A 15,554-nucleotide genomic window follows, 5' to 3' on the forward strand; every position below is an offset into this window, starting at 1 on the left:
TCGACCTATGCCGCGTGGGCGGTGATCATCTCGGCGAGCAGATCGAGCTGAACCTGCACGGATTCGCTGTCGTCATCGACCAGCCACCGCAGCACGATCCCGTCGATCACATTGAGCATGAACCGGCTCAGCGTCGGCACCGGTGTGTTCCATCGCGTTTCGGTCGTCTCGCTGCAATGGTTGATGATATCGGCGATGGTGCTGTCGTTGAACCCGTACTGCTCGCGGGCGATCGCCAGCTTGGCCGGTGTCGACTCACCCTCGCGCAGCGCGTAGGTGGTGGTCTCGTAGGTCAGCAACTGTCGTTCGGGAGTGGCTTCGATGTTGCGCCACATCAGTTCCAAACCGCGGCGCACCAATTTCTGAAGTGCTTCTTTTCCTGTTCCGGCGTCTTCCCATACCGATTCATCGGCATCGACGGAATCGCGCAATTCCATTGCGAGCGCTTTGACCAGCTCGGTCATCAGCGCGTCCTTGTTTTCGAAACAGTAATGCACCACACCTAACGAGACGCCGGCCGCTTGGGCGACATCGCGCGTGGTCACGCCCGCTACGCCCTTTTTCTCGGCGAGACCGATCGCTGCCTCGATCAGGTGGGCTCGTCGTTCTTCGACGCTCAATCGGGAGGACACTGTGCGAGTTAAGCGCCCACGCCACGAACAGTCAATTCGCCGGTCCGCCAGAAATTTCTGGACATTTGACCAGTTGATGTGGTTGTCTCCGAAATGGAAGTTGTGAAGGAGTCGCCCGATGTCCCTGTCCCGCCGCACGATGCTTGCCGCCTCGGCACTGAGTGCCACCGCCCTGCCCGTCATCTCCACCATGGGAATGCCGGTCGCACACGCGAATCCGGATGGATTCGAATTCGGACTCGGTATCGCCGACCTCACGGGCCCGGCCGCGGAATGCGGCATGATGGGCTACTCACAGTTCGAACAGGCCACAGCGGGAATTCATCTGCGCCCGCGCGCTCGCGCGTTCGTGATCGGGGCGCGCGGAAATCGGATCGCACTCGTCGCGGTGGAGAACGGTGCGGTGTTCGGCTCGGTCCACGGCGCGGTGCTACTGGCGCTCGCACGCCGTTTCGGTGATCGATATTCCGAACGAAATGTCGTCCTCACCTCCACGCACACCCACGCCAGTTGTGGTGGTTCCGCACACGACTACGCCTACACGCTGGCGACGATGGGATTTCAGCAGCAGGTCTTCGATGCCGAGGTCGACGGGATCGTGGAGGCGATCGTCGCGGCCGACGCGGATTTCGCGCCGGGTTCCATCACCCTGGGTCGCGCACAGTTGCACGACGCCAGCGTGAACCGCTCGCGCGTGGCCTTCGACCGCAATCCGGCCGCCGATCGCGCGGCCTTCCCCGACGCGATCGACCCGGCGGTGACCACGTTGGAGTTCGCCAGAAATGGTCGTCAGGTCGGTGCGCTCACCTGGTTCGCCACCCATAACACCTCGATGACCAACGCGAACCGCCTGATCAGCTCCGACAACAAGGGCTACGCCAGCTACGCCGCCGAACACCTCGAACACGGCGTCCGCCACCTCGACGGCGCCGACTTCATCGCCGCCTTCGCGCAGACCAATGCCGGTGACATGTCGCCCAACCTCGGCCTCACGCCCGGCAACGGACCGACCACCGACGAGTTCGCCAACACCAGGATCCTCGGCGAACGCCAGCATCACGCGGCGAAACAGGCCGCGGCGCGGGGCACCGCGCAGCAGGCCGAGGTCGCCTCGATGCTCTGCTACATCGACCTCGCCGCGCTCACGATCGACGGCCGCTTCACCCCCGACGGCGCCCCGCGGCGCACCTCCCCGGCCGCGGCGGGCGTCTCCCTGGCGGCGGGCAGTGTCGAGGACGGCCCCGGCCTGCCCGGCGGCCCGATTCCCGAAGGCGTGCGCAACCCGATGGTCGACTTCCTCGGCGGCATCGACCATCCGCACCCCGCCTGGCTCGCCGACGCCCAGGCCCCCAAAGCGATCTTCGCCCCACTCGGGTTGATGCCGCCGGTACCGTGGGTGCCCAATGTGGTGCCGATCCAGCTGGTTCGCATCGGCGACCTGTATCTGGCCGCGGCCGGCGGGGAATTCACGATCGTCGCGGGGTTGCGCGTGCGGCGCGCGGTGGCGGCGGTACTCGGCGTCGAGCTGGAACAGGTGCTGCTACAGGGCTATTCGAACAGCTACCACGAATATGTCACCACGCCGGAGGAGTACGACGCGCAACAGTACGAGGGCGCCTCCACACTGTTCGGCCGCTACACGCTGTGCGGGTATGTGCAGGAATTCACGAGACTGGCAGAGGCGTTCGCGGCGGGGCAGACGGTCGGCCGCGGCCCGGCGCCGCGCGATGTCTCCGCGCTGCAGCCGAACTTCGCCAGCGTGCCGGGCCCCGACGCGACCCCGCAGGGTCGTGGTTTCGGCGACGTTCTGGTCCAGCCCGCGTCCTGTCGACGGGGCGAACAGGCGGTGGTCGAATTCGTCTCGGCCCACCCGAAGCACAATCCGCGCCGGGGCGACACCTTCCTGCACGTGCAGCGACAGACCGCGGCGGGCTGGGCGCGGGTAGCCAACGAGGGCGAGTGGGACGTCCGTTTCCACTGGCGCAAAGAGGGCGCCGCGGTCTCGATCGCCCGCTTCACCTGGGATATCCCCGCGGCGGCCGAACCGGGCACGCACCGATTCGTGCACTATGCCGACGTATTGGGCGCCGACGGCACGCTCCGTCCCCTCACCGGTACCAGTGACGAATTCGAGGTGGCCTAGTCGGTGTCGAGTCCCACCTGGGCGCCCTTGTCACCGCGTCGCGCGGAACGCCGCTGCGCGAGGAAGATCGATGACCCCAGCACGCCCACCACGAGCCCCATGAGGCACACCGGGAGGGCATCGGCCCAGCTCGCGTTCATCCATACGACCACCGTCGCGATGGCCCACAGGGCGAAGCCACCCAGCACAACGGGGCGCGGGTCGACCAGGATTCGGGGCAGTTGAGGTATCTCGGGACTGACAGGTCCGGCATCCATACCCAAACAGTAGCGGTGTGAAACCCGTCAGCCCAGCCGGATTTACCGTAGAGTTCTGCACTGTGACAACGCCATCGGACGTCCGCTCCCTGGCCGGTGACCTTTCACTGGCTGTCGTGCGGCTCACGAGACATCTGCGCGGACGCCGTTCCGACGCGCAGATCTCGCTTACTCAGCTGTCGGCTTTGGCGACGCTGGCTCGCGATGGCGCGATGACGCCCGGCGCGCTGGCAGGCAAAGAACGCGTGCAACCACCCTCGATGACCCGCGTCATCGCCTCGCTTTCCGACCTCGACCTGGTCCAACGCCGCCCGCATCCGACCGACGGCAGGCAGATCATCGTCTCGCTCTCGCCCGCCGGCCGCGCGCTGATCGCCGACGAGACCAATGCCCGCGAGGTATGGATGACCGGTCAGCTCGCCGGACTGCGCCCCGAGCAGATCGCGGTGCTCGGGGAAGCCGTCGGCATCATGAACCAGATCGTCGCCGAATCGGAGTGATCAGTTCGCCTACCGCACCGCGTCGGCCGACACCACGTCATGGCCGAGCGGGAACAATGACAGCGGCACCAGCTTGAGATTCGCCCAGGCGAACGGCAGCCCGATGATCGTCACCGCGAGCGCGATGCTGGTGAACACATGGCCCAACGCGAGCCACCAGCCCGCGAAGATGAACCAGATCACATTGCCGATCAGCGAGCCCGCACCCGCGCTCGGTTTGTCGACCACCGTGCGTCCGAACGGCCACAGCACGTACCCGGCCAGGCGTAGCGAGGCGATCCCGAACGGGATGGTGATGATCAGGATGAAACAGATCAGTGCCGCGAGCAGGTACCCCAGTGCCATCCAGAATCCGCACAGCACCACCCAGAGCACGTTCAAGATCAACTGGACAATCTTCATGCTTCCAGCATGCCAGGATTAGTCGGTGGCCGAAGTGATCGATATCGACGACCCCACCGACCCGCGCGTCGACGACTTCCGTGACCTGTCCGATGCCGACCGCAGGCCGGACCTGCCGGGCCGCAAAGGCCTGGTCATCGCCGAGGGCGTCGTGGTCGTGCAGCGGATGCTCGACTCGCGTTTCACGCCGAACGCGCTGCTCGGGGTCGGGAAACGCTTCGAGACCCTCGCCGATGATCTCGCCGATCGGGATCTGCCGTACTACCGCGCGAGTGCGGAGGTGATGGCCGAGGTGGTCGGATTCCATCTCAATCGCGGTGTGCTCGCCGTCGCGCCGCGTCCAGCGGACTTGACGGTTGACGAGGTGCTCGACGGTGCGCGGACGGTGGCGGTGCTGGAAGGCGTCAACGATCACGAGAACCTGGGTTCGATGTTCCGCAATGCCGCGGGCCTCGGCGCGGATGCGGTGCTGTTCGGCGACCGGTGCGCCGACCCGCTCTATCGACGGGCGGTCCGGGTATCGATGGGGCATGTGCTCCGGGTGCCGTTCGCGCGATTGCCGCAGTGGCCCGAAGGTCTCGACCTCGTGCGGAACAAGGGTTTCCAGATCATCGCTTTGACGCCGAATCCCGAAGCGGTGAATCTGGCGACGGCGATGACGGGGGAGCGGGTGGCGCTACTGCTCGGCGCCGAAGGCCCCGGCTTGACCGAAGAGGCCATGCGCGCCACCGATATTCGTGCGCGGATCCCGATGTCACCCGGCACCGATTCGCTCAATGTCGCGACCGCGGCGGCGATGGCGTTCTACGAACGAGTGCGCAGGTCATGAGCCAGGAATGCGACGGCCCGTATCGGGCGCAAGCGGATTCGGTGCCGTGGGTGGCGGGCGGCACCGTTGTCGTGCTGGTCGCGTTGCTCGGCGGGGTCGCGGTGTATGCCTTCGGCTGTGCGCTCGCCGCGGTCAATCCGCTGCTGGCGATCGGGGTGAATGTGGTGGCGGCGGGTGGGGTGGCACCCACGGCGTGGCGATGGCGGTTCACGCCGGTGGTGCGGTGGGTGCTGGCCGGTGCGGCCGCGGCGGTGGTGCTGGGCTGGATCGCCGCGATCGTCGCTGTGACCAGCTGAGGTTCACACCACTCGATCGGCGCCGTGCAGCCACCCGAAGATTCCGCGCTTACGCCGCGTCGCCGCACCGGGGCGACCCATCGGCAATTGCTTCTGTTCGGGCGCCTGGCCTTTCGGGTACAGCGTGAAACCGCAGACCGCCAGGTCGACGGGGGAGGGCTGCCCGGGAGCCGCCGGGGCAAGGTAGCGGAAACCGAGCCATTCGTCATTGGCGGCGTCGGCGAAATCCGGCGGATCGAACGGCAGCGACTGCGGTTCGGGATGGTCCTCACCCCGCCATGGCACCGGATGCTCACCCGCCCAGAACGTTCGCTCCCACACCATCGGGAGCCCTTCGTTCTCGAGGATGTCCACCCGGGTGGAACTGAACGACCGCCGGAATTCGCCGCGCTCCCAATGCGCGAACGCGCCCCAGTGCAGTTTCGCGTCGTAGGACACGAGATAGGTGTGCTCGGAAGCGAGCGGTCGCACCAGCAGATCAGGCAGTTTCGTCGGCCGAACCAGCGCGGCCTCGGCCGTGCACACCACGGTCAGTCCCGGATAACACCCGATGTAGACCTCGTCCCGATCCGGTGCGGCGCACCCGGCCAGCGTCCCGACCATGTGCGGCCGAACATCGTGGTCGGCATACAACTGCCCGGCCAGCGCCGCTGCCGCGACAGGATCCGCCTCGGCCTGACCTTTCAGGACGGCAACAGGATCAGCGGTATCGACGTACCAGAGCGTAGAAGCCACTGTGCCGCCTCCTTGTCCGCCACTGGGCGTAGTCGAAGCCAGACCGAGGTGGGTAGCACGACGGCGTCGGCGGCTGACGGAGGTGCGCGTGTTACGTCAGCTCGTACCCGATGAGAGTTCGTTAGTTTCCGGAGCTGCGGACGCCCAGCAGGACGTCCTCCCACGACGGCATGGGCGCCTTACCGCGCTTGGTGCGTGCGGGCTTCGGGGCGGGCTTCTCGGCCGCAGGCTCCTCAGCGGGCTTCTCCTGTTGTGCCGCGGGCTGACTCGGCGCGGCGGGCACGGCAGGAATCGGGGCAGCGGGCTTCGGAGTGGCAGCGGGAATCGGCGCCGTGGGGATGGGTGCGGCCGGAATCGCCGCCGTCCCACCGCCTGCCGCGACCTGACGCTGCTCGTAGTACTCGTCCACGTTCGGCGCGGGCCGACTCTGCGGCCGGGCCGCCGGTGCGGCGATCTGCTCGCGCGGACGCGGCTCCACCGCAGTCGGCGGCTCCGGCACCGGCGAGGCGGCCGGAACCGGCGTTGGCAGGATCGTCGCCAGCCCACGCAGCGCGCGGCCGAAGTCGGGATCGATCAGATCGTTGGCCGGATCGTCGAGCGGGGACACCGAGCCACCGTGCGCGTCGGGCTGGTAGCGCCAGTGCGCGGCGATCTCGGAGTGACCGTGGCGCCACTGCAATTGGGCGACCCAGAACCCCTTTTCGTCTTTCCAGGCATCCCACTCGGCCTGTTCGATGGTGTGCCCGCGCTCGGTGAAGGCCGCGGTGACGATCTCGTGCAGCGTTTCCACCGCGGGGCCGTCGGGGCGCACCGGGTGCGCCTTCTGCGCCAGTTCGGCGGCGCGGGCGCGCTCGAGCAGTACGGGGTAGGCGAATCGTTCGACTTTGGATTCCGGCATCCCGGACTCCGCCGTGACCTGCTCGACGGACGCTCCAGCGCGAATACGGGCCTGAATATCTTTAGGACGCATAGTCGCCTCCGTTTCGATCTCGATCTGGCCGAATCGTGCGAGGTCGCCGCGCGCCGCCGCGCGGAGCTTGTCGTCGGCGGGCAACCGGAACTTGGTACCGGACTCGGTGTCGCTGCACACGATGTGCGTGGAGTCGGGCGTCACCCCGATCACTCGAAGTTCACGCACCGTTACCTCCCTATCGCGTCGGCTACGACACCGCCCACTTTCCTAGACAGTAGTGCACATTACTTGGCCGTGGCAGCAGACACGCACGACTTAAATCGCGCGCCAAGGCTGCCCAGGGGGCTAATCTGAGCGGCTCACCGTACGAATTCGGCTTGTGTACAGGGGTTTTGGTGATAGATCAACATCAAATCTCGGTACCGAGATCTGTCGAAACTCGGCGAATATTGCGAATGTGTGCAGTCATGACAAAGAAGGGCCGGTGCGCTGCGAACCGAAAGAGTTCGCCGCACACCGGCCCGATGTCGGTCTTATCTCAGAGCTGACCGACGACCCAGTCGATCGAACGGGTCAGCTGCGAAACATCTTCCGGGTCGATAGCCGGGAACATGCCCACACGCAGCTGGTTACGGCCCAGCTTGCGGTAGGGCTCGGTGTCGACGATGCCGTTGGCGCGCAGGATCTTGGCGACCTGGGCCGCGTCGACCGCGTCGTCGAAGTCGATGGTGCCCACGACCTGCGAGCGGTGCGCCGGGTTCGACACGTACGGGGTGGCGAACGAGCTCGACTCGGCCCACGAGTACAGGCGCGAGGACGAATCCAGGGTGCGCTTCACGGTCCAGTCGAGGCCGCCGTTGGCGTTCATCCACTCGATCTGATCGGCGAACAGCAGCAGGGTGGCCAGCGCCGGGGTGTTATAGGTCTGGTCCTTGGAGGAGTTGTCGACCGCGATCGGCAGCGACAGGAACTCCGGGGTCCAGCGACCCGATTCCTTGATCTCGGCGACGCGGGCCAGCGCGGCCGGGCTCATGATCGCGATCCACAGGCCACCGTCGGCGGCGAAGCACTTCTGCGGGGCGAAGTAGTACACGTCGGAGTCGGCGATGTTCACCGGCAGACCGCCCGCGCCGGAGGTGGCGTCGATGGCGATCAGGGCGTTCTCCGAGCCGACCGGACGCGACACCGGGATGGACACACCGGTGGAGGTCTCGTTGTGGGCCCAGCCGATGAGGTCGACCGAGGGGTCGGACACGGGCTCGGGCGCGCTGCCCGGCTCGGCCTTGACGACGATCGGGTCGCCGATGAAGGGGTTGCCCTTGGCCACCGAGGCGAACTTCGAGGAGAACTCGCCGTTGGTCAGGTGCAGCGAACGCTCGCGGATGAGGCCGAAGGCGGCGGCATCCCAGAACGCGGTGGTGCCGCCGTTGCCCAGCACGACCTCGTAGCCGTCGGGCAGGGAGAACAGCTCACGCAGGCCGTTGCGAACGCGGGCGACCACGTCCTTGACCGGCTTCTGGCGATGCGAGGTGCCGAAGACCGAGGCGCCGACAGTCACCAGGGACTGCAGCTGCTCCGGGCGGACCTTGGAGGGGCCGCAGCCGAACCGTCCGTCGGCGGGCTTGAGGTCAGCGGGAATTGTCGGGAACGCACTGGTCATGGGGGCGAGTTTAGTGGTCCGCCGAAGCTCGTACGCGCACGGGGGCGGGTCGGGAAGAGGCTGTGAGGCGGCCCACTCGCGTTCGTCACGGTTGTTCAGGAAACGCCGGTCATGAAGTCGACCAATCCGAACGGCGCGCTGTCGCCGACGCACAGGTCGAGGATCTGGTGCGCGTCCTCGGCCGCCCTCGCGCTACGGGGGAACAGCGCCGCTTCGTAGGCGGTGAGCGCGGCTTCGACGTCACCGGGGTGCGCGGCGATCGCCATGGCGAGTTCGGCGCCGTCGAGCATGGCGAGGTTGGCGCCCTCGCCGGCCGGGGGCGCCAGGTGCGCGGCGTCGCCGAGCAGGGTCACGCCGGGGACGCGATCCCAGCGGTGGCCGGTGGGCAGCGTGTTGATCGTGCGCGGGACCGGCGGGGTGTCGCCGTCGGTGAGCAGCGCGGTGAGTTCGCGCGCCCACCCGGCGAATTCGGCTGCCACCCGGGCGAGCGCGGCGGTGGGGTCGGTGAAGTCGATGCCGTCGAGCCAGTCGGCGGGGCGGGCGAGCTCGGCATAGGTGTGGATGACATCGCCCGCCTCGCGGTGCGCGGAGATGCCATTGCCCGGTGCGAGCGCGAACATGCCACCGTCGCCTACCACCGCTGCCGCCATCGGGTGCCGGCTGTCGACGTCGTAGAGGTAGGTCTCGACGAAGACGGCGCCCGCGTATTCGGGTCGCGCCGCCGAGAGCAGTGGGCGGATCCGCGACCAGGCGCCGTCGGCGCCGACGAGGAGCTCGGTGCGCACGATCGAACCGTCGGCGAACGTCAACTCGTGATGACCGTCGCCGACGGCGGTGACTTCGTTCAGTTTCTTGCCCCACTGGACCGTGCCCGCGGGCAGGGCGTCGAGCAGGATGCGTCGCAGGTCGCCACGCAGGACTTCGGGCCGCCCGGTGCTGCCGTCGTCGGGCTCGTCGAGGAGCAGCTCGCCGTGCCGGTCGAGGATCCGGGAGGCCGCGCCGCCCTCGTGGATGATCGCGTGGAACTCGGCGGTGAGGCCCGCCGCGGCGAGGGCGAATTGGCCGTCGTGTTCGTGGATGTCGAGCTGGCCGCCCTGGGTGCGAGCGCCCGCTGACGGCTCGGCTTCGTAGACCGTCGCGGCGATGCCGTGCACATGGAGGACTCGGGCGAGCGTGAGGCCGCCGAGGCCGGCGCCGATGATCGTGACCGCTGTCGTCATAGCGATTCCCTTTCCGCATTCTGGAACGGCGTTCCATTGATCTAGTTTGGAACGGTGTTCCAGAAGTGTCAAGATGGTGTGCATGGTGACACGTCCCCCACGGACCACTCGACGCTCCGACGCGCTGTCGAAGCAGCGGATCGTGGACGCCGCGATCGAGATCCTCGACGCCGACGGCGAGCGCGCGCTCACGTTCCGCGCCCTGGCTTCGCGTCTGGAGACCGGCAGCGGGGCGATCTACTGGCATGTCGAGAACAAGGGCGATCTGCTCGTCGCCGCGTCCGACGACGTCATCGCCCGCGTCCTCGCCAGCTCGGACGACACTGCGGAGCCCTTCGCCGCGATCCGTGCCGTCGCGCTCGGGATGTTCGACGCGATCGACGCCCATCCGTGGGTGGGCGCCCAGCTCGTCCGGGTGCCGTGGCAGCTGGCGATGCTGCGGATCTACGAGCGCGTCGGCGCGCAGTTGCGGATACTCGATGTCCCCGAGCGGTCCCTGTTCTATGCCGCGTCCGCGCTGGTGAACTACATCCTCGGCGTCGCGGGGCAGAACGCGGCGAACGCTCGACTCGATGTGCCCGAGGGTGACCGCTCGGCCTTCCTCGCGGCCGTGGCCGCCCGCTGGACTCAGCACGATCCGGCGGAATTCCCGTTCGCCCATCAGATCGCCGAGCAGCTGCGCGAGCACGACGACCGCGAACAATTCCTCGCCGGAATCGATTTCATCCTCGCCGGAATCGCCGCCCTCGGCTGACCGCGCGGGTGCGGGGGATTTGCCCTTGCGCGAAGGGCGTTCGCATTACTCTTCTGCCATGAGCCTCGTTGTGGCCGACTCGGGTCGGACCCTGCTCGACCGGTGTGCCTGGGCGTTCGGGAGGCGGCCGGGGTTGCTGTCGGAGAGCGGCAGGCGGGAACTGCTGATCAGGGGGCTGCCCGCGATGGCGAGTGTGTTGTCGGTGCGGACTCGGCGCGGGGAGGGCGGGTACCGATTCAGCGTGCGGGTTTCGGTGTCGGGGGAGTTGGCCTACGACGCGCGGGTCCGGCAGCGGGTGCGTAGCCAGGATCTGGAGTGGATGCAGACCGGCGACGTGGTCGGCTGTCGAGTAGACCCCGGGGACCGGGAGCGAGTGGTGCTGTTCGTGCCCGAGGTGCCGGAGTCGGGGCGTAAGGCGGCGGCCAAGATCTTGGCGAATGGGCGGCGGGCCGAGGCGACGGTGCTCGCGGTGGCGCCGATCGCGGCCGATTACACGGGGCGCGATGATCCGGTGCTCCGGCTCGATCTGGAGATGCGGGCCTGGGACGAGCCGCTGCCGTGGCGGGTGCGGTTGATTCAGCCGGTGCCGCTGTCGGTGGTCGGGCAGATCGAACTCGGGACCCGGTTGGCGGCCGCGTTTTTCACCGTCGATCGGGGAGCTTCGGTCGCGCTCGACTTCGAGGCGCTGACTCGCTAGCGCCTCGCCCGGTGGAGGCGTGCCGACTCGTCAGAGGTGGACGAAGGTGAAGCCCGCGGCGCGCAGGGCCGGGAGTGCGGCGGCCATGCCCGCGGCGGTACCCGAGCGCGGGCGGTGCATGTGGGCCAGGGCGATACCACCGGGAGCTGCCGCGCTCATGGCGCGCGTGACCTGGGCTGATGACGCAGTCGCGCCGAAGTCGACATTCACGGTGAAACCCAGTGGGATCTCACCCAATTCGTTGACGATCGCGACCGCCACCTCGTCGTAGTGGGCGGTGCCCGCGCGGAAGAATCGGGGCGCGCGGCCGGTGAGTTCGGTGAGCCGCTGATGGTTGTCCCACACCTCGTACGCGGCCTCCTCGGCCGAACCCGTGCCCGCGATCCTGTAGGCCGAGCGCCCCGAAACCGACAGTGGTTTGTGCGCGGACCCATGATTGGCCAGCTCGAACAGTGGATTCGCGGCGAGCCGCTGCACCCGACCCGGATCGGCATCGACCCACCGTTTGTTGAGGAACAGGGTGGCAGGCACCTGCTCGGCGATCAGCAGGTCGATCAGCGCCTGGTCGATATCACTGTTGCCGGGCCCGCCGCACGCGTCGAGAGTGAGCGCGAACTGTTTGCCGCCCGCGGGGAAGCTGCTGGTGATGCCAGGCAGGTCGACGCCCCACTGATGCGGGATCGTGCCTGCGTGCCGGGCCGCTACCTGGGCAGGAGAATGAGGCAGCACAGCCTGGGGAGTGGCGATCGCGTGTGCGGCAGGCGGTGGAACGGTGCGGCTCGTCACCTCGGAAGCAACGGAATCGCCTTGTGCGACAGCGCATCCCGTGGCGAAACCGGCGGTCAGAGCGGCGCAGGCGCCGAACAGTCGACGCCGCGACAAACCGTTGCTGTCCACAATCCACCCCTAACGAACATATTCGCTGGGATGTTATCGCTGACCCGACCCCTGCGCGCGTTGGGTGCATGTGCGCAGGTCAATCGTTAGATATAGCAAGTAGCTGAGAGTGAACCGGGCGTCGATGATCCGGCGCCCGGTTCAGCCGACTCAGTGCTGCGAGATGGTGGACCAGCCCGGAACTTCGTTCGGGGTGCGCGGGCCGGGCCCGGTGTAGATCGCTGCGGGGCGGACCAGCTTGCCCAGCTGCTTCTGCTCGAGGATGTGCGCGCACCAGCCAGCGGTCCGACCACAGGTGAACATCGCGGGCATCATGTGCGCCGGGACCTCGGCGAAGTCGAGGATCACCGCGGCCCAGAATTCGACGTTGGTCTCGATGGCGCGATCCGGGCGACGCTCACGCAGCTCGGCCAGTGCGGCCTGCTCCAGCGCGGCGGCCACCTCGAAGCGGGGAGCGTCGAGGCGCTGGGCGGTGGCGCGGAGCACGCGGGCGCGCGGGTCTTCGGCGCGGTACACGCGGTGGCCGAAGCCCATCAGCTTCTCTTTGCGGTCGAGGATGCCCTTGACCAGCGCACGCGCGTCACCGGACTTCTCGACGGCCTCGATCATCGGCAGCACGCGAGCCGGGGCGCCGCCGTGCAGCGGGCCGGACATGGCGCCGATCGCACCGGACAGCGACGCCGCCACGTCGGCGCCGGTGGAGGCGATCACGCGGGCGGTGAAGGTAGAGGCGTTCATGCCGTGCTCGGCCGCCGACACCCAGTAGGCGTCGATCGCCTCGGTGTGGCGTGGGTCCGGGTCACCCTTCCAGCGAGTCATGAACCGCTCGGTGACGGTGTCGCACTCGTCGATCTTGCGCTGCGGAACGGCGGGCTGATAGATGCCGCGGGCGGACTGCGCCACATACGACAGCGCCATCACCGAGGCGCGGGCGAGGTTCTCGCGGGCGGTCTCGTCGTCGATGTCGAGCAGCGGCTCGTAGCCCCAGATCGGGGCGAGCATGGCCAGGCCGGCCTGCACGTCGACGCGCACATCGCCGGTGTGCACCGGCAGCGGGAACGGCTCGGCGGGCGGCAGGCCGCGGCCGAACTCACCGTCGACGAGCAAGGCCCACACATCGCCGAAAGTCACCTGGTCAGTGACCAGATCCTGGATGTCGACGCCGCGATATCGCAGCGCGCCGCCGTCCTTGTCCGGCTCGGCGATGTCGGTGGTGAAGGCCACCACGCCTTCCAATCCGCTGACGAAATCCTGTGGTACCGAGCTGGTAGTCATGGTGACTCTCCTTGCAGGGGCATGCCGATATTTCTGAACCCTAGACCCGGACGTACCGCGGAGTAATCTCGCCCCTATGCGTGACCTGGACCCCGCCGCGACCACCGCGCCCGACCTCGCCGCGATGCGTGTCGACTACGGCAATCCCCTGATCGTCGCGGCCACCGAACCCGATCTCGACGAGACCTGGGTGGCCGGTGGCTGGGAACCGTTGCTGCGCAGCTGGATCGAGCAGGCGCGAGGCGCCGGAGTCGCCGAACCCAACGCGATGGTGCTGGCCACCGTCTCGCTGACCGGTCCCGCGCCGCGACCGGTGGCGCGCACGGTCCTGTGCAAAGGACTCTCGCCCGAGGGCGTCACCTTCTATACGAACTACGACTCGGCCAAGGGCGCCCAGCTCGCCGCCGATCCGTACGCGGCGGCGAGCTTCGTCTGGCCCGCGCTGGCCAGGCAGGTGCATGTGCGCGGCGTGACCGAGCGAGTGTCGGCCGAGGTGACCGCGGCCTATTGGGCGGCGCGGCCACGGGAGTCACGGCTGGGTGCGTGGGCTTCACAGCAGTCGCGGCCGGTGTCCTCGCGGGCCGAACTCGATCGCGTGCTGGCCGAGACGACGGCGCGTTTCGCCGAGGTCGACGACATCCCCGTGCCCCCGTTCTGGGGCGGTTACCTGCTGCGCCCCGACGAGGTGGAGTTCTGGCAGGGCAGGCACGGCAGATTGCACAACCGGATCGTCGTGCGGATCGACGGGCAGACCACAACGATCGAACGCTTGCAGCCGTAACCGGTGGTGGCCGATGTCACTGCGCGCAAACATGGGATGACCGTGTCGCAGTAGCTAATCTGCGCCGAGTGAAGCTGCTCGCCGACACCGAACCCCTGCGTAATCGCGACTATCGCAGGTTGTGGACGACCAATATCGTCACCGTCATCGGCGCGCAGCTCTCGGTGGTCGCGGTACCGCAGCAGCTGTTCCAGATCACCGGCAGCTCCGGCTACGTGGGCCTGGCCGGTTTGTTCGGCCTGGTCCCGCTGGTGGTGTTCGGACTCTGGGGTGGTGCGCTCGCTGATGTGATGGACCGGCGCACCCTGCTCGTCTTCACCACAGCGGGCACCGGTCTGACCGCGGTCGCGTTCTGGGTGCAGGCCGCGCTCGGCCTGAACAATGTGTGGCTGGTGCTCGGGTTGTTCGCCACCCAGCAGGCGTTCTTCGCGGTCAACCAGCCCACCCGCAGCGCCCTCATCGCCCGATTGCTGCCGCCGGAGCAGATGGCCTCGGCCAGTTCGCTGAGCATGACCGTGCAGAACGTCGGCATGATCGCGGGACCGGTGCTGGCCGGTGTACTGATCCCCGTGATCGGCCTGCCGATGCTGTATCTCATCGACTCGATCGCCCTGCTCGCGACGCTGTGGGCGGTGTGGCGGCTGCCCGCCTTCCCGCCGACCGGTGAGCAGCGCCGGGCCGGGCTGCGCGCCGTACTCGACGGTTTCCGCTATCTCGGGGGCCAGCGGATCCTGCTCGCGTCGTTCGTCGTCGACATCATCGCCATGGTGTTCGGCATGCCGCGCGCGCTGTTCCCGCAGATCGCGCACGAGACCTTCCACGATCCGGCCGAGGGCGGGGTGGCGCTCGGCCTGCTGTTCGCGGCCATCGCGGCGGGTTCGGTGATCGGCGGCGTGTTCTCCGGGTGGATACCCCGGGTGCGCAGGCAGGGGCTGGCGGTGATCGTGTGCATCGCGCTGTGGGGTGTGGCGATGGTCGGCTTCGGGCTCGCGGTGGGTTTGGCCGGGCACTGGTTCGGACTGGGCGTGTGGCTGTGGATCGCGGTGGCCTTCCTGGCGTTCGGCGGCGCGGTCGACATGGTCTCGGCGGCGTTCCGCACGGCCATGTTGCTCACTGTGTCCACCGACGAGATGCGCGGGCGACTGCAGGGCGTGTTCATCGTGGTCGTCGCAGGTGGGCCGCGGATCGGTGACGTTGCCCACGGTTTCGCCGCAGCCAGCATGGGTACTGCTGTAGCGGCTGCCGGCGGCGGCGTCCTGGTGGTGATCGGAGTAGTGCTCGCCGCGCTGGCGTTCCCCGCCTTCGTTCGCTACCGCGTCACTCGTGCACCGTCGACCGTGGCCGCGAATTGACTTGTGCGGCAATCGGATTCAAGCATCGGCTCCGCACGCCGGGCAATCGTTCGACACCGCCGCGTCGAGGGTGCGGAAAACGGGATCGGCGCAGGTCCCCGGCCCTGCGTCGACCTCACCGCCACACGTGGCCGGTGTGAGAACAGGACAGGGCAACCCTGATTGCTCGTCCTGACCGAACAACAGCTAGCGTTAGCGCAAGCGCACCTGT

At 67.9% G+C, this 15,554-nt stretch carries 17 protein-coding genes; 8 read left to right on the forward strand and 9 right to left on the reverse strand.

From position 1 onward, the window contains the following. Nucleotides 1-5: 5 nt before the first annotated feature. Nucleotides 6-800 carry a TetR/AcrR family transcriptional regulator gene (locus IBJ82_RS10905; RefSeq protein ID WP_370585258.1) on the reverse strand — a complete coding sequence of 265 codons (795 nt, stop codon included), beginning with the start codon at nt 798-800 and terminating at the stop codon, nt 6-8. On the opposite strand from IBJ82_RS10905, the gene IBJ82_RS10910 reads away from it, so the two are divergent. Then, entirely contained in the window at nt 751-2,775 is a 2,025-nt protein-coding gene (locus IBJ82_RS10910; protein ID WP_194825789.1) for a neutral/alkaline ceramidase, read from the forward strand. The genes IBJ82_RS10905 and IBJ82_RS10910 overlap by 50 nt on opposite strands. Here IBJ82_RS10910 and IBJ82_RS10915 read toward each other — a convergent pair. After that, nucleotides 2,772-3,032: a DUF2530 domain-containing protein gene (locus IBJ82_RS10915; protein ID WP_194825790.1), complete on the reverse strand. Its 261-nt coding sequence runs from the start codon at nt 3,030-3,032 to the stop codon at nt 2,772-2,774. The genes IBJ82_RS10910 and IBJ82_RS10915 overlap by 4 nt on opposite strands. 62 nt (nt 3,033-3,094) lie before the next feature. On the opposite strand from IBJ82_RS10915, the gene IBJ82_RS10920 reads away from it, so the two are divergent. Next, nucleotides 3,095-3,532, forward strand: coding sequence for a MarR family transcriptional regulator (locus IBJ82_RS10920; RefSeq protein WP_194825791.1), 438 nt, complete (start codon nt 3,095-3,097; stop codon nt 3,530-3,532). Between the two features lie 9 nt (nt 3,533-3,541). Here IBJ82_RS10920 and IBJ82_RS10925 read toward each other — a convergent pair whose 3' ends face one another. Continuing rightward, nucleotides 3,542-3,934 carry a YccF domain-containing protein gene (locus IBJ82_RS10925; RefSeq protein WP_194825792.1) on the reverse strand — a complete coding sequence of 131 codons (393 nt, stop codon included), beginning with the start codon at nt 3,932-3,934 and terminating at the stop codon, nt 3,542-3,544. Between the two features lie 25 nt (nt 3,935-3,959). On the opposite strand from IBJ82_RS10925, the gene IBJ82_RS10930 reads away from it, so the two are divergent. Beyond that, nucleotides 3,960-4,763: an RNA methyltransferase gene (locus IBJ82_RS10930; protein WP_194825793.1), complete on the forward strand. Its 804-nt coding sequence runs from the start codon at nt 3,960-3,962 to the stop codon at nt 4,761-4,763. Then, entirely contained in the window at nt 4,760-5,059 is a 300-nt protein-coding gene (locus IBJ82_RS10935) for a DUF2537 domain-containing protein (RefSeq protein WP_194825794.1), read from the forward strand. Before IBJ82_RS10930 ends, IBJ82_RS10935 begins: the two co-directional genes overlap by 4 nt. A gap of 3 nt (nt 5,060-5,062) precedes the next feature. On the opposite strand, the gene IBJ82_RS10940 is transcribed toward IBJ82_RS10935, so the two are convergent. The 4 genes from IBJ82_RS10940 to IBJ82_RS10955 form a co-directional block, all read right to left on the reverse strand. Continuing rightward, the gene (locus IBJ82_RS10940) at nt 5,063-5,794 is read right to left on the reverse strand and encodes a hypothetical protein (RefSeq protein WP_194825795.1); all 732 of its coding nucleotides are present in this window, start codon (nt 5,792-5,794) and stop codon (nt 5,063-5,065) included. A gap of 121 nt (nt 5,795-5,915) precedes the next feature. Then, nucleotides 5,916-6,932 (reverse strand): septation protein SepH, encoded by a 1,017-nt coding sequence (sepH, locus tag IBJ82_RS10945; protein WP_194825796.1) that lies wholly within the window; start codon nt 6,930-6,932, stop codon nt 5,916-5,918. A 313-nt stretch (nt 6,933-7,245) separates the two neighbouring features. Continuing rightward, entirely contained in the window at nt 7,246-8,367 is a 1,122-nt protein-coding gene (gene serC / locus IBJ82_RS10950) for a phosphoserine transaminase (protein WP_056818606.1), read from the reverse strand. Nucleotides 8,368-8,462: 95 nt separating this feature from the next. Further along, a complete protein-coding gene (locus IBJ82_RS10955; protein ID WP_194825797.1) occupies nt 8,463-9,587 on the reverse strand; it encodes an NAD(P)/FAD-dependent oxidoreductase in 1,125 nt (374 codons plus the stop codon). Nucleotides 9,588-9,669: 82 nt separating this feature from the next. Here IBJ82_RS10955 and IBJ82_RS10960 point away from each other — a divergent pair, with 82 nt between their 5' ends. Beyond that, nucleotides 9,670-10,341, forward strand: coding sequence for a TetR/AcrR family transcriptional regulator (locus IBJ82_RS10960; RefSeq protein ID WP_228536835.1), 672 nt, complete (start codon nt 9,670-9,672; stop codon nt 10,339-10,341). A 58-nt stretch (nt 10,342-10,399) separates the two neighbouring features. After that, a complete protein-coding gene (locus tag IBJ82_RS10965; protein WP_194825799.1) occupies nt 10,400-11,038 on the forward strand; it encodes a hypothetical protein in 639 nt (212 codons plus the stop codon). 30 nt (nt 11,039-11,068) lie between these two features. On the opposite strand, the gene IBJ82_RS10970 is transcribed toward IBJ82_RS10965, so the two are convergent. Together IBJ82_RS10970 and IBJ82_RS10975 are read right to left on the reverse strand one after the other, a co-directional pair. Continuing rightward, complete coding sequence (locus tag IBJ82_RS10970) at nt 11,069-11,935, reverse strand: polysaccharide deacetylase family protein (RefSeq protein WP_370585259.1); 867 nt, start codon at nt 11,933-11,935, stop codon at nt 11,069-11,071. Nucleotides 11,936-12,085: 150 nt separating this feature from the next. Continuing rightward, the gene (locus IBJ82_RS10975) at nt 12,086-13,210 is read right to left on the reverse strand and encodes a citrate synthase 2 (RefSeq protein ID WP_194825800.1); all 1,125 of its coding nucleotides are present in this window, start codon (nt 13,208-13,210) and stop codon (nt 12,086-12,088) included. Between the two features lie 76 nt (nt 13,211-13,286). On the opposite strand from IBJ82_RS10975, the gene pdxH reads away from it, so the two are divergent. Then, a complete protein-coding gene (pdxH, locus tag IBJ82_RS10980; RefSeq protein WP_194825801.1) occupies nt 13,287-13,991 on the forward strand; it encodes a pyridoxamine 5'-phosphate oxidase in 705 nt (234 codons plus the stop codon). A 68-nt stretch (nt 13,992-14,059) separates the two neighbouring features. Beyond that, nucleotides 14,060-15,343, forward strand: coding sequence for an MFS transporter (locus tag IBJ82_RS10985; protein ID WP_370585260.1), 1,284 nt, complete (start codon nt 14,060-14,062; stop codon nt 15,341-15,343). The last annotated feature ends 211 nt before the right edge of the window (nt 15,344-15,554 follow it).

The organism is Nocardia sp. XZ_19_231, from assembly GCF_015355705.1.
In the GTDB taxonomy this organism is placed as follows: domain Bacteria; phylum Actinomycetota; class Actinomycetes; order Mycobacteriales; family Mycobacteriaceae; genus Nocardia; species Nocardia salmonicida.

What these genes read in the sequence shown, in the direction of transcription:
- IBJ82_RS10910 (WP_194825789.1), top strand. Translation starts at nt 751, where the DNA reads ATGTCCCTGTCCCGCCGCACGATGCTTGCCGCCTCGGCACTGAGTGCC.
- IBJ82_RS10915 (WP_194825790.1), bottom strand. Translation starts at nt 3,032, where the DNA reads ATGGATGCCGGACCTGTCAGTCCCGAGATACCTCAACTGCCCCGAATC.
- IBJ82_RS10925 (WP_194825792.1), bottom strand. Translation starts at nt 3,934, where the DNA reads ATGAAGATTGTCCAGTTGATCTTGAACGTGCTCTGGGTGGTGCTGTGC.
- IBJ82_RS10935 (WP_194825794.1), top strand. Translation starts at nt 4,760, where the DNA reads ATGAGCCAGGAATGCGACGGCCCGTATCGGGCGCAAGCGGATTCGGTG.
- serC (WP_056818606.1), bottom strand. Translation starts at nt 8,367, where the DNA reads ATGACCAGTGCGTTCCCGACAATTCCCGCTGACCTCAAGCCCGCCGAC.
- IBJ82_RS10955 (WP_194825797.1), bottom strand. Translation starts at nt 9,587, where the DNA reads ATGACGACAGCGGTCACGATCATCGGCGCCGGCCTCGGCGGCCTCACG.
- IBJ82_RS10960 (WP_228536835.1), top strand. Translation starts at nt 9,670, where the DNA reads ATGGTGACACGTCCCCCACGGACCACTCGACGCTCCGACGCGCTGTCG.
- IBJ82_RS10965 (WP_194825799.1), top strand. Translation starts at nt 10,400, where the DNA reads ATGAGCCTCGTTGTGGCCGACTCGGGTCGGACCCTGCTCGACCGGTGT.
- IBJ82_RS10975 (WP_194825800.1), bottom strand. Translation starts at nt 13,210, where the DNA reads ATGACTACCAGCTCGGTACCACAGGATTTCGTCAGCGGATTGGAAGGC.
- pdxH (WP_194825801.1), top strand. Translation starts at nt 13,287, where the DNA reads ATGCGTGACCTGGACCCCGCCGCGACCACCGCGCCCGACCTCGCCGCG.